This is a genomic window from Rhodococcus sp. 1163, from assembly GCF_002091985.1.
Taxonomy (GTDB): domain Bacteria; phylum Actinomycetota; class Actinomycetes; order Mycobacteriales; family Mycobacteriaceae; genus Rhodococcoides.
Genome location: NZ_MKKX01000018.1, coordinates 462,892 through 476,455 on the forward strand (window position 1 = coordinate 462,892; position 13,564 = coordinate 476,455).

The 13,564-nt window shown below is 62.8% G+C and carries 17 protein-coding genes; 7 read left to right on the plus strand and 10 right to left on the minus strand.

Annotation, left to right across the window (positions count from 1 at the left end):
* Nucleotides 1-50 precede the first annotated feature (50 nt).
* Entirely contained in the window at nucleotides 51-569 is a 519-nt protein-coding gene (locus BJD99_RS08450; RefSeq protein ID WP_084346313.1) for a nitroreductase/quinone reductase family protein, read from the plus strand.
* 152 nt (nucleotides 570-721) lie between these two features.
* On the opposite strand, the gene fgd is transcribed toward BJD99_RS08450, so the two are convergent.
* From fgd to BJD99_RS08465, 3 genes are all read right to left on the minus strand, one after another.
* A complete protein-coding gene (fgd, locus tag BJD99_RS08455; protein ID WP_084346314.1) occupies nucleotides 722-1,735 on the minus strand; it encodes a glucose-6-phosphate dehydrogenase (coenzyme-F420) in 1,014 nt (337 codons plus the stop codon).
* Nucleotides 1,736-1,814: 79 nt separating this feature from the next.
* A complete protein-coding gene (locus BJD99_RS08460) occupies nucleotides 1,815-2,156 on the minus strand; it encodes a YidH family protein (protein ID WP_084346315.1) in 342 nt (113 codons plus the stop codon).
* 38 nt (nucleotides 2,157-2,194) lie between these two features.
* The gene (locus BJD99_RS08465; protein ID WP_084346316.1) at nucleotides 2,195-2,902 is read right to left on the minus strand and encodes a GNAT family N-acetyltransferase; all 708 of its coding nucleotides are present in this window, start codon (nucleotides 2,900-2,902) and stop codon (nucleotides 2,195-2,197) included.
* A 174-nt stretch (nucleotides 2,903-3,076) separates the two neighbouring features.
* Between BJD99_RS08465 and BJD99_RS08470 the strand changes: the two genes are divergently transcribed.
* A complete protein-coding gene (locus tag BJD99_RS08470) occupies nucleotides 3,077-3,283 on the plus strand; it encodes a dodecin (RefSeq protein WP_084346317.1) in 207 nt (68 codons plus the stop codon).
* 73 nt (nucleotides 3,284-3,356) lie between these two features.
* Here BJD99_RS08470 and BJD99_RS08475 read toward each other — a convergent pair whose 3' ends face one another.
* From BJD99_RS08475 to BJD99_RS08485, 3 genes are read right to left on the minus strand one after another with little or no spacing between them, the layout of a single operon-like run.
* Complete coding sequence (locus tag BJD99_RS08475) at nucleotides 3,357-4,163, minus strand: alpha/beta fold hydrolase (protein WP_084346419.1); 807 nt, start codon at nucleotides 4,161-4,163, stop codon at nucleotides 3,357-3,359.
* A 45-nt stretch (nucleotides 4,164-4,208) separates the two neighbouring features.
* Nucleotides 4,209-4,532 carry a multidrug efflux SMR transporter gene (locus tag BJD99_RS08480; RefSeq protein WP_084346318.1) on the minus strand — a complete coding sequence of 108 codons (324 nt, stop codon included), beginning with the start codon at nucleotides 4,530-4,532 and terminating at the stop codon, nucleotides 4,209-4,211.
* Nucleotides 4,532-4,879 carry a multidrug efflux SMR transporter gene (locus BJD99_RS08485; RefSeq protein WP_084346319.1) on the minus strand — a complete coding sequence of 116 codons (348 nt, stop codon included), beginning with the start codon at nucleotides 4,877-4,879 and terminating at the stop codon, nucleotides 4,532-4,534. Before BJD99_RS08485 ends, BJD99_RS08480 begins: the two co-directional genes overlap by 1 nt.
* Before the next feature lie 172 nt (nucleotides 4,880-5,051).
* Here BJD99_RS08485 and BJD99_RS08490 point away from each other — a divergent pair, with 172 nt between their 5' ends.
* From BJD99_RS08490 to BJD99_RS08505, 4 genes are all read left to right on the plus strand, one after another.
* Nucleotides 5,052-6,539, plus strand: coding sequence for an MFS transporter (locus BJD99_RS08490; protein ID WP_084346320.1), 1,488 nt, complete (start codon nucleotides 5,052-5,054; stop codon nucleotides 6,537-6,539).
* A 132-nt stretch (nucleotides 6,540-6,671) separates the two neighbouring features.
* Nucleotides 6,672-6,938 (plus strand): WhiB family transcriptional regulator, encoded by a 267-nt coding sequence (locus tag BJD99_RS08495; RefSeq protein WP_084346321.1) that lies wholly within the window; start codon nucleotides 6,672-6,674, stop codon nucleotides 6,936-6,938.
* Nucleotides 6,939-7,023: 85 nt separating this feature from the next.
* Nucleotides 7,024-7,782, plus strand: a complete 759-nt coding sequence (locus BJD99_RS08500) for an HAD-IIA family hydrolase (RefSeq protein ID WP_373270526.1) — start codon at nucleotides 7,024-7,026, stop codon at nucleotides 7,780-7,782.
* Entirely contained in the window at nucleotides 7,782-8,897 is a 1,116-nt protein-coding gene (locus BJD99_RS08505; protein WP_084346323.1) for an isochorismate synthase MenF, read from the plus strand. Before BJD99_RS08500 ends, BJD99_RS08505 begins: the two co-directional genes overlap by 1 nt.
* 29 nt (nucleotides 8,898-8,926) lie before the next feature.
* On the opposite strand, the gene BJD99_RS08510 is transcribed toward BJD99_RS08505, so the two are convergent.
* The 4 genes from BJD99_RS08510 to BJD99_RS08525 are packed head-to-tail and all read right to left on the minus strand — an operon-like array spanning nucleotide 8,927 to nucleotide 12,072.
* Complete coding sequence (locus BJD99_RS08510; protein WP_084346324.1) at nucleotides 8,927-10,165, minus strand: O-succinylhomoserine sulfhydrylase; 1,239 nt, start codon at nucleotides 10,163-10,165, stop codon at nucleotides 8,927-8,929.
* 17 nt (nucleotides 10,166-10,182) lie between these two features.
* On the minus strand, nucleotides 10,183-10,596 hold the full coding sequence (locus tag BJD99_RS08515) for a rhodanese-like domain-containing protein (protein WP_084346325.1): 414 nt from the start codon (nucleotides 10,594-10,596) through the stop codon (nucleotides 10,183-10,185).
* 37 nt (nucleotides 10,597-10,633) lie between these two features.
* Nucleotides 10,634-11,161, minus strand: a complete 528-nt coding sequence (locus BJD99_RS08520; RefSeq protein ID WP_084346326.1) for a hypothetical protein — start codon at nucleotides 11,159-11,161, stop codon at nucleotides 10,634-10,636.
* A gap of 20 nt (nucleotides 11,162-11,181) precedes the next feature.
* Entirely contained in the window at nucleotides 11,182-12,072 is an 891-nt protein-coding gene (locus BJD99_RS08525; RefSeq protein ID WP_084346327.1) for a TauD/TfdA family dioxygenase, read from the minus strand.
* Between the two features lie 439 nt (nucleotides 12,073-12,511).
* Here BJD99_RS08525 and BJD99_RS08530 point away from each other — a divergent pair.
* Nucleotides 12,512-13,564, plus strand: a 1,053-nt coding sequence (locus tag BJD99_RS08530) for an FAD-dependent oxidoreductase (protein WP_084346328.1), incomplete at its 3' end; no start/stop codon positions are given.

A 13,564-nucleotide genomic window follows, 5' to 3' on the forward strand; every position in this document is an offset into this window, starting at 1 on the left:
TAGCCGGTGCAGTGTTGACAGACTGTCACCCGCAGCGGGCATGATTGCTCATGACCGAATCACCATTCCCAGACGTCCGCTGGGGCAGCGAAAGCAGTATCCTCCGCAAGCCCGCCATCGCATTCGCGGCAACGAAACCGGGATCGTGGGTCATCCGACACCTCGCCGGGGTGGACCGACGGCTCCTCGAACGCACCGACGGCAGGTTCACGATCCTCGGGCCCATCGCCGCACCCGTCGTGTTGCTATCCACCACCGGCTGCAAGTCCGGCAAGATTCGAAGCAGCCCACTGCTGTACTACCGCGAAGACGATCGACTCTTCGTCGTCGGCAGCAACTTCGGCCAAAATCATCACCCGGCGTGGACGTCGAACCTCTTGAAGGAACCGCGCGCCACCGTCGCGATCGGTGGCAAGCGGATCCCGGTGACAGCGACACCGGTCACCGGCCCCGAGAAAGTCCGGATCTACGCCGAGTTCGCCGATCTCGCCCGGGCCTATAGCGAGTACCAGTCCCGCACCGACCGCGATATGCGGATGTTTGCGCTGTCGGCTGACGCTGCATCCTGACCGCTTCAATGGTCCATTCATACGATCAGTTAGCTTGAAGCGCACATTCAAGCGGTGGACGGTCAGCCCCACCCACCGCTTCAATGGTCCATTCATACGATCAGTCAGCTTGAAGCGCACATTCAAGCAGCGCACATTCAAGCAGCGAACCGTCAGCCAAGCTTGCGAAGCCTCGGTGCCAAATCCTTTTCGAACAGTTCGAGGAACCGCTTCTGATCGTGCCCGGGCGCATGGAAGACCAGGTGATTGAGGCCCGCGTCGGTGTACTGCTTGACCTGTTCGACGGCTTCGTCCGGGTCGGAGGCGACGATCCAACGCTTCGCGACCTGCTCGATCGGCAGTTCGTCGGCTGCCTTCTCCATCTCGATCGGATCTTCGATCGAGTGCTTCTGCTCCGGTGTCAGTGACAGCGGCGCCCAGAACCGGCAGTTCTCCAACGCCAACTCGGGGTCGGTGTCGTAGGAAATTTTGATCTCGATCATCTTGTCGATCTCGCCCGAGTCGCGCTCGGCTTTGCCTGCACCTTCCTCGACGGCCGGAAGCAGCTTGTCGGTGTAGAGCTCCATGCCCTTGCCCGAGGTACAGATGAAGCCGTCGCCCGCTCGGCCTGCATACCGCGCTACGACGGGTCCGCCTGCCGCGATGTAGACCGGGATTCCGCCGTCGGGGACGTCGTAGATCGATGCGCCCTTGGTGGAGTAGTAGTCGCCTTCGAAGTCGACGCGGTCGCCGAGCCACAGTTCACGCATCAGGCGCACCGATTCACGCAGCCGCGCGAACCGTTCCTTGAAGTCCGGCCACTCGCCCTTGTATCCGGTTGCGATCTCGTTGAGCGCTTCGCCGGTGCCGACACCGAGCATGATGCGTCCCGGGTAGAGGCAGCCCATGGTCGCGAATGCCTGTGCGATGACCGACGGGTTGTAGCGGAATGTCGGCGTCAGGACCGAGGTGCCGAGCTGGATGGTCTTGGTTCGTTCGCCGACCGCGGTCATCCATGCGAGCGAGAACGGTGCGTGTCCGCCTTCGTGGCGCCACGGCTGGAAGTGGTCGCTGACTGTCGCCGAGTCCATGCCGTGTGCCTCGGCGAGAACACCGAGTTCGACGAGATCCCGTGGGCCGAACTGCTCGGCCGACGCCTTGTATCCGAGCTTCAGAGCCTGTGCCACGCGCTACTCCTTCGTTAAATGTCACTAATGCCTCGATTGTGCCCTTCCCGCCGCGGCGACGAACACACCGGTACTGGTCCTAGGTGATACCGAGCACGGTGACGACTGCGGCGAGGATTGCGATGAGTCCGATTCCGACGGAGAAAATCCACAGCTCTGTCGCCTCGGGCATCGGCGCTCCTCGCTCGAGGGCGTGCTTGACCTGCATCCAGCGTCGCAAGCCGACGAAGGCTGCGGCCCCGCCCATCAGGATCAGTGTCAAGCCGAGACCGGTCCGTACCCATCCGGTACTGAAATCAGGAACCAGATGTACGACGGCGATGCCGCCGGCGAGCAAGCCGAGAGCTGTGCGCATCCACGCGAGGAACGTGCGTTCGCTGGCGAGGGTGAAACGCTCGTCCGGGCGGTCGGGTTGGGTCATGCCCCCATGGTGCCCCAGTTCCCCCTTGTATTCGAACACTAGGCAGGCGTGCGCGCCAAGGTCATCAAAGATTCTTCGCGGAGGACGAACCCGATCGACAGATACAGCCTGATTGCGCCGACGTTCGCCGCCGACGCGTGCAGGAACGGGGTCTCCCCGCGCTCGCGGATACCGTGCCCGACTGCGCGGACGAGCTGGGTAGCAAGCCCTCGTCCGCGATACGCCGGATCGGTACAGACCGCGCTGATTTCGGTCCATCCCGGTGGATGCATCCGTTCGCCTGCCATGGCGACCAGCGCACCGTTTTCGCGGATGCCCAGGTAAGTGCCGAGCTCGTATGTCCGCGGCAGAAACGGGCCGGGCTGTGTGCGGGCGATGAGATCTTCCATCTCGGGGACGTCGGCGGCGCCGAGCCGGACGGCCTCCGGCAACGGACTGGTCTCGAGGCCACTGCCGTCGAGCTGCACGATCCCGAACTTGTCGATCAGCTCCCAGCCGTCGGGAAGGGTGTGCCCGGTACCGCGGAGCGATACGACGGCGCGGGGTCCGAACAGCGTTCGTACGTCCTTCCAGTCCTGCTCCTTCATCGGCGACGGGTGCCCGAGAAACGGCGCGACCTCGGGGTCGAATCGCGAAACGCGTCCCAGCGTGCGTGCGAACCGCCGGTGCTCGCCGAGCAGCGACTCGACTACGGGATTGTCGAGAGGGTGCACGCCCTGCGTCTGATCTACTACCTGAGAACTCACTCGTTCCGACCTTTCTCCTGGGGCTATGACGGTGCAACGTTTCGACGGGCAGTCTCCATCCCGAAAGCCGAGATACCCCATCCGAGTCGGAACTTAATCGGCGGTTTTGGTTTGGAACCGGCGGGCATCGGAGAACATGGGTTCAGGACGTGTCACCTAGCGAAACGAGTGAACATGAGCGACAACATCTACCGCGTGACCGAGATCGTCGGAACCTCGACGGAGAGTTCCGACGACGCCATTCGCAAGGCCATCTCCCGCGCGAACTCCACGTTGAACAATCTCGATTGGTTCGAGGTCGTCGAGACGCGTGGACATATCGAGGATGGCGCAATCGCTCACTTCCAGGTCATGATCAAGGTCGGCTTCAAGCTCGAATAATCCGACTCGAACCTGGACAGCCCCGAGGACGCACGCGCGGTAGTGCGTCGTACGCCTCGGGGTGCACGGTAAGTCAGCCGAGCCATGCCCGGTCCTCCTCTTCGGTCGGTTCCGCTTGTTCGACAACGAAATTCGCGATCGCCACCGCGGTCCGCCGATGCCCGGTCTCGTTGAGGACGTCATGGCGCGCCCCGGCAATCTCTCGCAGTGTCAGGCTCGGTACGACATCGGCCCACCGTCGCACACCCTCGATCGGGGCCACTCGGTCCAACGTGCCGTGCACTGCCAGTACCGGGAGCCGCAGCGAGATCAGGTCGGCGTCGAATCGCTTCCACGCCCGTGACAGTTCCTGCGCCAGAAGCGCTCCCGCGTCGCTGCTGACGAAGGCAAGCGGATCGTTGACCAATGCGTCGAGATAGAAGGGATCGTTGGAAAGCTCACTCGGATCGAGTTCGAATTGTTGGGCATCGGGATCGAGCCACGGAACCGGGGACAGCGGCGCTCCCGAGATGACTGCGCCGACGTACCGATCAGGAGCGTCGAGGACCGCGAGCGTGGCCACCGCGGCACCGAGGGAATGGCCAACCACGACGATCGGCAGCTCCGACGCGGCCGATCGGGCGAGCGAAGTCAGTGTCGCGGCATCGTCGCCCAGTTCACGAAATGAGCCGAAATTTCCGCGATCGCCGGGAGAGAGTCCGTGACCGCGGTGATCGAGCGCCCAGAACTCGACGCCGTCCGAACTCAACGAGTCCGCAAGACGGTGGTACAGGCCGGAATGCTCGCCGTACCCGTGCAGAAACACCACCGACACCCGTGGGGCCTCCGCAGCCCAATGTCGGTAGTAAATCGGACCCGATACCCCGTCGAAAAATGGCACGTCCACAACTCCATCACTGCCTCATGTGCGCGTCAACGGTTCGGATCAGCTCGCCGCCGATCCGACTTCGATCAACAGGACACCACCGATGATGAGCGCAATTCCGGCCGTCATGATCCAGGTGAGTGGCTCCTTGAACAGCAACCGTCCGGCAATGGCCGTCAACGCAACCCCGCAAGCGGCCCAGACTCCGTACGCGACACCGATGGCCATCCCCGCGGAGAGTGTCAGTGACAGCAGCGCGAATGCGGCGATGTATCCCAGCACAACCGGGATCAGCCACAGTTTCACTCGCCCGCCTTCCGACGCTCGTAGTGACAGCGTCGCAGCAACTTCGGTGGCGATGGCACCTGCCAACAACCACCACATCAGAGGTCGACCTTGCGTGCTGCACGTCCTGAGCCGACTTCGACGAGAACCACTCCCCCGATGACGAGGACGACGCCGGCGATCATGGTGACGGTCAAGGGCTCACTGAAGACGGCAGTGCCGAGTATCGCGGTCAGCGCGATTCCGGCTGCCGCCCAGATGCCGTAGGTCTTGCCGATCGGCGCCCCGCTCCGCAGGATCATCGACAGCAGTACGAACGATGCTCCGTATCCGGCCACCACCACCGCGTACCAGGCTGGGGCATCGAGTGCTGCCTTCAACGACAGGGACGCCGCGACCTCGGTGGTGATGGCAGCCGCCAGCAGCACCCATACCCGTGTGCTCACTTCGTTGCCTGCATGCACATGATGGTCCCACCCCCCACCGCCCTACTGCCCGCAAGGTCAGCCGAGTTCGACGCGTCCCCGGATTGACGGATTGAGTCAGGTGAATTAACTTTGGTCAGTCAACTGCTTTAGAAATTCTTTTTGCTATTACTCATATGCCCCGGAGGCACTTATGTCCCAACGCTCGGCCGGCACCGCCCCCGCGGTCTCTGATTCCACGAAAGGCGCCGGCACGGGTCCAATAGTCGCGGTCCTGTCGTTTGCGGGAGTCGTGGTCGCGCTCATGCAGACCTTGGTCATTCCGCTGATCCCCCAGCTCCCCACCCTGTTGAACACATCTGCGTCGAACGCTGCCTGGGTGATCACCGCAACGTTGCTCGCCGGAGCTGTAGCGGTCCCCATGATGGGCCGCCTCGGTGACATGTACGGCAAGCGCAGGATGCTCCTCGTCGGTCTGGCTCTGCTCGTCGTCGGATCGGTCATCGGCGCATTGAGCGCATCCGTGGTGCCACTCGTCGTCGGCCGCACCTTTCAGGGTTTCGCAGCCGGTGTGATCCCGCTCGGAATCAGCGTCATGCGCGATGTCCTTCCTGCCAAGAAGCTCGCAAGTTCGATTGCCCTGATGAGCGCGTCGCTCGGCGTCGGCGGAGCCCTCGGAATACCCGCGGCCTCACTGATCGCCGAGTACGCAAGCTGGCATTACTTGTTCTGGGCGGCCTCCGCCCTCGGGGTCTTCGTCATCGGCCTGGTCATGGCAGTGGTACCCGAATCCAAGGTCCGTACCGGTGGGCGCTTCGACTTCGCCGGAGCGGCATCCTTGTCGGTCGCACTCATCACCTTGCTTCTCGCAATTTCCAAAGGTTCGAGTTGGGGATGGACCAGCGCCCTGACACTGGGCATGCTCGCTGCCTCACTCGTATCGTTCGTCTTCTGGGGATGGTGGGAACTGCGCACCGCAGAGCCACTGGTCGACCTCCGCGTCACCGTTCGTCGGCAGGTTCTCTTCACCAACCTCGCCTCCATTTTCGTCGGCTTCGCGCTCTTCGCGATGAGTTTGGTCTTCCCCCAGGTTCTTCAGTTGCCGACCTCCACGGGATACGGGTTGGGACAGTCGATCCTCGCTGCCGGCCTGGTGATGGCCCCCTCCGGGCTGGTCATGATGCTCGTCGCACCGATCTCCGCACACATCACCACAACGAGAGGCCCGAAAGTCACCATGATGCTGGGTGCGCTCGTCATTGCCGTCGGATACCTGCTCGGCACCCTCACACTCAGCGCGGTATGGCTTCTGGTCGTCATTTCGATCATCATCGGCGCGGGAATCGGTCTTGCATACGGAGCTATGCCCGCCCTCATCATGGGCGCAGTTCCCGCCTCGGAAACCGGCGCAGCCAACAGCTTCAACACGCTGATGCGCTCTCTTGGAACATCTTTCGCCAGTGCGGTGGCGGGCGTCATCCTTGCGCAGATGACCATCAGTACCGGAGCGGTCAGTGTCCCGTCCGAGGCCGCCTTCCATCTGACGATGGCAGTCGCAGCAGGGGCTTCCATTCTTGCCCTCGTACTCTGCATCTTCATCCCGCGCTTCCAGAGTCCGACCACTTCGACGAAGGTCGAGTCGGCGGCCGAGGCATTCGAACCCGCCACCGCGAGGAACTGAAGCCGGGACCGCAGTCTCCGGGTAGAGGAGTGGCCATGGGGTGTTCGGCGAAATCTGAAAATTCACCTCATGGTCAGACTCTCGATGATGGAAAATCTTCCAATCGGCCATTTGCCCGACCATCATCGAGTCATGGCGCCCACAATCGAAGCGTGGCAGTGGCAATTGGACGCGGCCTGCCGCGGCACCAGCTCGGAGGTCTTCTTTTCACCCTCAGGTGAAGGGCGGACCGCGAGACGAGTGCGCGAAGAACAGGCGAAAGCCCTGTGTGCGGAGTGCCCCGTCCTCACCCAATGCCGACTTTTCGCTCTCTCGTCCAACGAACCCTTCGGCGTATGGGGCGGGACAACGGCCCGTGAACGTGCACTCGAGCGTGCCCGGGCGCAAAGGGCCGGATAGAGCACATCTGCAGCTCTCGAACAGCCCGGTAGAGCACAATGGTGATGTGAGCTCACCAGAGGAACCGCAGCGTTGGACCTATCTGATGGACATGGACGGCGTCCTCGTGCACGAGGACCACCTCATTCCCGGTGCCGACGCGTTCGTTGCCGAATTGCAGTCGAACGACATCCCGTTCGTCGTGCTGACGAACAATTCGATCCGAACTCCCCGGGATCTGCGGGCCCGTCTGGAAAGAACCGGACTGGACATTCCGGAGAAGGCGATCTGGACTTCCGCGCTGGCCACCGCGAACTTTCTCGGTAATCAGCGACCGGGCGGAAGCGCATACGTCGTCGGCGAATCCGGCTTGACGACGGCACTGCACGACATCGGTTACGTCCTCACCGACTCCAATCCCGATTACGTGGTGCTCGGTGAAACCCGGACCTACTCCTTCGAAGCGATCACTACCGCAATCCGCCTGGTCGAGAAGGGCGCACGCTTCATCGCGACCAATCCCGACGCCACCGGCCCATCTCGCGACGGCTCACTGCCCGCCACCGGATCCGTCGCCGCACTCATCACCAAGGCGACCGGGAAAGAGCCCTACTACGTGGGTAAGCCGAATGCGCTGATGATGAGGTCTGCGCTCCGAAAGATCGGCGGCCATTCCGAGAGCACCCTCATGATCGGCGACCGCATGGACACCGACATCGTGTCCGGACTCGAAGCGGGGCTGCAGACCATCCTGGTGTTGACGGGCATTTCGACGGCGGCGTCGGTGGAGCAGTACCCGTTCCGCCCGACCAAGGTCATCAACTCGGTGGCAGATCTGGTCGGTCGCACCCAGACTCCCTTCTGATGGACCGAGCTATCCCGGACCATTCCGCCAACCTGAACAGCGGCACGTTCGTGTTGTCCCGCAGCGACTACAGCGTCGAAGCCAGGGGAACCGATCGTTGCTATCCGTCCGTCCAGGACGCTGTCGACGCTGTCCGTGTTGGGCGCTCCGTCGTCGGGGCGCTACCGTTCGATGTCGCCGACCCAGCGGCACTGGTCGAGCCGCTCGAACTGATCCGGCGGCAGGGTCCGTGGCAGCCATCGGGGACCGTGGTTCCACTGCCGAGCGTGCACATCGGTGGGCAGATCCCGTCCTCGGCGGTGCACGTCGAGCGAGTACGGGCGCTCGTGGATGCGTTGCGAGCAGGCGAGGCGCAGAAAGTGGTGCTGGCGCGGTCACTGCAACTGCATGCGGATGGACCGATCCCCCCACTCTCGCTTCTCGACGCGTTGGTGCGTGCAGATCGACTCGGCAACGGTTTCGCCGTCGACCTGTCCGCGGCAGGCGGCGACTTCTTGGGTAAATACCTGGTCGGTTCCAGCCCCGAGCTGCTGGTACGACGCCGCGGCACCACGGTCACCTGTCACCCCTTCGCCGGTACCGCAGCGCGTAGCGAAGATCCCCGGATGGACGCGGAGATCGCAGCACGATTACAGGCGAGTACGAAAGACCAAGCCGAACACCGTTTCGTGGTCGAGGAAATTCGAGCGGCGTTGGAGCCGCTCTGCGCAGAGCTCGATATCCCAGAGTGGCCGCAGCTCAGTAGCACTCCGCAGCTATGGCATCTCAGTACACCGATCACCGGCGTTCTCCGAGACGAAGCAACAACCGCGCTCGAGGTAGCACTCGCCCTGCATCCGACCGCCGCCGTCGCCGGAGTTCCACGCGCAGCGGCCATGGAGGCGATCGCACGCATCGAAGGAAAACGCGGCTTCTACGCCGGCACGGTCGGCTGGACGGACGGCGCCGGAAACGGCGAATGGATGGTCGCGATCCGAGGCCTCGAGCTTGCGGCAGGCGGACTCTCGGCCGTCGCAACAGCCGGCGGCGGGATCGTCGAAGCTTCCGATCCCGACGCCGAACTTGCCGAAACGACTGCAAAGTTCCGGACGATTCTCTCTGCCCTGGGCCTCTAGCCGAACCGACAGTGCGTGCGGACGAGCAGTCAGTTCAGCGCCTGCTCCAGATCTGCGATCAGGTCCACGGTGTCTTCCAACCCGATCGAGATACGCACCACGCCGTCGGTAATGCCAACCGAGGCACGACCTTCCGGGCCCATAGCGCGGTGAGTGGTGGTTGCCGGATGAGTGATGAGCGATTTCGCGTCGCCGAGATTGTTCGAGATGTCGACGATCCGTAGCGCGTCGAGGAATTCGAATGCTCGCTTCTTCCCCTCGCCCTCTGCCGCGTCGAGCTCGAACGTGATGACGGTGCCGCCGCCGCTCATCTGGGACTTCGCCAGTTCGTACTGAGGGTGCGATTCGAGGTAGGGGTACTTGACCCACGACACCGCCGAATGCCCTTCGAGGAACCGCGCGATCTCCAGCGCAGCCTGCGTCGAGTGCCGCACTCGCACCGGCATCGTCTCGAGCCCCTTGAGCAAAGTCCATGCATTGAACGGACTCAGCGCAGGGCCGGTGTGGCGCATCAGATTCTTCACCGGTCCGTCGATGTACTCGGCCGACCCGAGGATCGCGCCGCCGAGAACTCGGCCCTGACCGTCTATGTGTTTGGTGCCCGAATAGACCACGACGTCAGCACCCAGATCGAGACTCTTCTGCAACAACGGAGTCGCAAAGACGTTGTCCAACACCACAGTTGCGCCCGCAGCATGCGCAAGCTCGGATACCCGCACGACATCGACGAGAGACTGCATCGGATTCGACGGCGTCTCGAAGAACACGGCAGTCGTCGGAACCGACAGTGCTTCTTCCCACTGATCGTTGTCATCGCCGTCGACGAAGACGGTTTCCACGCCCCACCGCGGCAGAATTTCGTTGCACACCACGAAGCACGATCCGAACAGACTGCGCGCCGCTACCAGTCGGTCGCCTGCTTTCAACAACGCTCCGAGCGCGGTGAACACCGCCGACATCCCGCTCGAAGTACCGAAGCACGCCTCAGCGCCCTCGATCAGACGCAGTCGCTCCTCGAACATCTTCACGGTCGGGTTGCCGTAGCGCGAGTAGACGAAATGATCGATCTCGCCCGTGAATGCCTGCTCGGCTGCACCGGCACTTTCATAGACGAATCCGGAAGACAGGTACAGCGCCTCGGAGTTCTCGTCGAAGCCCGAGCGCATCAACCCACCGCGGACCCCCAAAGTTCCCTGACCGACACCCGTGGGCAACGGCTTCTCGAAGCCGCCCCCCTTCGGAATACTCGAGCCCTGCCCGCCACTCATCCGATTCCCCGTTTCGCTCACGACTGTCTCCAAGGCAAGCCTGCCGCACGCCACCCTGTCGCGCCGCGATGGCCTTCGGCGTCGGTTGCGCCCTCGAACCCGTCGAGAACGTTGTACGACGGGCCGATACCGGCAGCAGTTGCGGCGATGGCAGCCCCGATGGATCGCTGCCCGGATCGGCACAGGAACACCACCGGACGTGAGCCGTCGACACCGGATTCTTTCAACTGTTCGACGAAGTGCTCGTTGCGCGCACCATCCGGGTAGCTGACCCACTCGATGAGATGCGTCGGCCGCTCGATCGTCGAGGTGTCCGGCACGCCGACATATTGCCATTCCGCGTGGGTACGCACATCCACCAATACCGCATCGGGATCGCCGCGAAGCAGCTCCCAGGCTGCTCGAGGGGTTATGTCACCTGCATAAGTCACGGGTCAAGCCTTCCATTTTCGATGGATTCGACATCTTTCATACGTTGCACACCAGCCATTGATCGCCGGAGCGAACGAACTTCCACACTTCGTCGGCCGTGGCTCCGGACTTCGCTTCCTTCGTCGGCACCGTCGCGACGCCCCGGTCACCGTTGACCTGGTAGTCGGTAGGTACGCCGTCGACCGTGGTCTTGCCGTTCTCCTGAACGTATTCGGCCCGGTCGGATCGGTACTGGTCGTCAGTGCCGCTGATCAGCTTCGCGACCTGGTCCGGACACGTCGCCGATCGCAGGAGCTCGGCATCGCCGTTGTTCTGCGCGTCGACGAAATCGGTGATGCTGTCCGTCATCAACTGGGCCTGGGTGATGTTCTTCTCCGCAGGTGCAAACTTGGCGGAGAGAAAAATAGCAGCAAGAATCGCAACCACTATCCCGGCTGCAAGCACGAACGGCCAGGCCGACGCCGGACGACGCCCACCTGCCTCGGTTGCCGCTTCGGAGGCGTTGTTCTGCGCTTCCTCACGAGAATCGGCCCACTGTTGTCTTCGTTCACGCCACGACGCCATACGACCAATCTTCCTTGTCTTTACGCACCGAGGTTCGGCCGGGGTTGTCCTGTTGCGGGGCCGATCGGAATGTCGCCGCGCAGGGTGATGCGGTGCATCACTCGACGCTCGGCGCCGTAGTCGCGATTTGCATAGTGAGAGGTGCTGCGGTTGTCCCACAACACGATGTCGCCGAGACGCCAGCGGTGGCGGACCACATGCTCGGGCTTCGTGAGGTGCGCATAGAGAAGGTCGAGAATTCCGCGACTCTCGGCCTCGGACACACCGACGATATGGGAGGTGAATCCCGGATTGACGAAGATGCCCTTACGCCCGGTCTCGGGGTGCACCCGAACTACCGGATGCTCGACGGGTACCAGCGCCGTCACTTCCTTACCGTCCCAGATATTGCCCTTGCCGCCGCGATTCTGAGCAAGGTAGTAACCGAACTCGCGATTGCCGTCGTGGACAGCAGTCAACTGATCGATCATCTGCTGCACCGGCGCCGAGAGCGACTCGTATGCAAGCTGACTGTCGGCCCAATTCGTGTCACCGCCATGCGGAGGTAGTACGACGGATCGCAGAATCGAACCCATCGGCGGACGAGCCATGAACGTCACGTCCGTATGCCAGACATCGGCGAACCCGTTGTCCGCACTGTCGAGGGCATAGACCTCTTCTGCGACGTCACCGCTGTGGTGGACCGGGTGCCCGGCAGTCAACTCGCCGAGCCGGCGACCGAAATCGATCTGGCCCGAGTCGTCGAGCGATTGCCCGCGCAGCACCAGAACCTTGTGCTCGACGAGTGCCTGGCGGACCGCCAGCACCTCGGCGTCGGAAGCCGACGCAATATCGAGTCCGATCACTTCGGCGCCGAAACGCGGACCGAGCTTGTCGAGAGTGAGGGAGACGGCCGTATCGATGGTGGTCATGACTTCCTTGTCTCCTACGCTGCGGAGTCTTCTACGCTGCGGACCGCGTCATCGGCGGACCCAGCGCGGCTCTGACCTGGCGGATGTCTTCCTGCAGTCTCTCACGCATCAGCGAGCGTGGGAGAGCAGCGACAAATCCCGGGCGGAGCCGACATGGCGCGGGATATTCGAACGAAAAAGAGAATGGCCGAAAGGCTCACGAGTCGGGTGTGGTCACCGACAGCACATATTGGTGCAGACACGACAGAAGTCGACGGCTATCCGCCGGACCAGAAATGTCGTGTGCACAGTGCAATTCCTACCTGGAACTGGGCAATAGCGCAATTTCGGAGATTCGTGCCGCTCACAGCGCAGTGATGAGGACCACCGACCCAGTGAAGTGATGCCTAATTTATGCTGGGGTATCCGTACTTCCCTCGACGAAGGTAGTTCGCTGCACATGACTGATCAGACCCGTCCACTTCGCGTCGCCATCGTCGGCGCCGGACCGGCAGGCATCTACGCCGCCGACGCACTCATGAAGTCCGACTACAACATCGCCGGCCGCGGCGTCAGCGTCGACCTGTTCGAACGCATGCCCGCCCCCTTCGGACTCATCCGCTACGGCGTCGCACCAGACCACCCCCGCATCAAAGGCATCATCACCGCCCTACACAAAGTCCTCGACAAACCACAAGTACGCCTCCTCGGCAACATCGACTACGGCACCGACATCACCCTCGACGACATGCGCCGCTTCTACGACGCCGTCATCTTCTCCACCGGCGCCAACGCCGACCGCGACCTCAACATCCCCGGCATCGACCTCGACGGCAGCTACGGCGCCGCCGACTTCGTCTCCTGGTACGACGGCCACCCCGACGTCCCCCGCACCTGGCCCCTCACGGCCGAAAAAGTCGCCGTACTCGGCGTCGGCAACGTCGCCCTCGACGTCGCCCGCGTCCTCGCCAAAACCGGCGACGAACTCCTCCCCACCGAAATCCCCGCCAACGTCTACGCCGGCCTCAAAACCAACAAAGCCATCGAAGTCCACGTCTTCGGACGCCGCGGACCCGCACAAGCCAAATTCACCCCCCTCGAACTCCGCGAACTCGACCACTCCACCAACATCGAAGTCATCGTCGCCCCCGAAGACATCGACTACGACGAAGGCTCCGAAGCCGCACGCCGCGGATCCAAACAGGTCGACATGGTCGCCAACACCCTCCAAGACTGGGCCATCCGCGACGTCGGCAACCGCCCCCACAAACTGTTCCTGCACTTCTTCGAATCCCCCACCGAAATCCTCGGCGACAACGGCAAAGTCATCGGCCTACGCACCGAACGCACCGAACTCGACGGCACCGGCAACGTCCGCGGCACCGGCAAATACAACGACTGGGACGTCCAAGCGGTCTACCGCGCCGTCGGATACCTCTCCAAAAACATCGCCCAACTCCCCTTCGACGACCAAGCCGGCACCATCCCCAACGAAGCAGGCCGCGTACTCGAA

Coding starts and splice junctions, on each gene's coding strand:
- BJD99_RS08450 (WP_084346313.1), top strand. CDS start 51: ATGACCGAATCACCATTCCCAGACGTCCGCTGGGGCAGCGAAAGCAGT.
- BJD99_RS08460 (WP_084346315.1), bottom strand. CDS start 2,156: ATGACCCAACCCGACCGCCCGGACGAGCGTTTCACCCTCGCCAGCGAA.
- BJD99_RS08470 (WP_084346317.1), top strand. CDS start 3,077: ATGAGCGACAACATCTACCGCGTGACCGAGATCGTCGGAACCTCGACG.
- BJD99_RS08480 (WP_084346318.1), bottom strand. CDS start 4,532: ATGTGGTGGTTGTTGGCAGGTGCCATCGCCACCGAAGTTGCTGCGACG.
- BJD99_RS08490 (WP_084346320.1), top strand. CDS start 5,052: ATGTCCCAACGCTCGGCCGGCACCGCCCCCGCGGTCTCTGATTCCACG.
- BJD99_RS08495 (WP_084346321.1), top strand. CDS start 6,672: ATGGCGCCCACAATCGAAGCGTGGCAGTGGCAATTGGACGCGGCCTGC.
- BJD99_RS08500 (WP_373270526.1), top strand. CDS start 7,024: ATGGACATGGACGGCGTCCTCGTGCACGAGGACCACCTCATTCCCGGT.
- BJD99_RS08505 (WP_084346323.1), top strand. CDS start 7,782: ATGGACCGAGCTATCCCGGACCATTCCGCCAACCTGAACAGCGGCACG.
- BJD99_RS08510 (WP_084346324.1), bottom strand. CDS start 10,165: ATGAGTGGCGGGCAGGGCTCGAGTATTCCGAAGGGGGGCGGCTTCGAG.
- BJD99_RS08520 (WP_084346326.1), bottom strand. CDS start 11,161: ATGGCGTCGTGGCGTGAACGAAGACAACAGTGGGCCGATTCTCGTGAG.
- BJD99_RS08525 (WP_084346327.1), bottom strand. CDS start 12,072: ATGACCACCATCGATACGGCCGTCTCCCTCACTCTCGACAAGCTCGGT.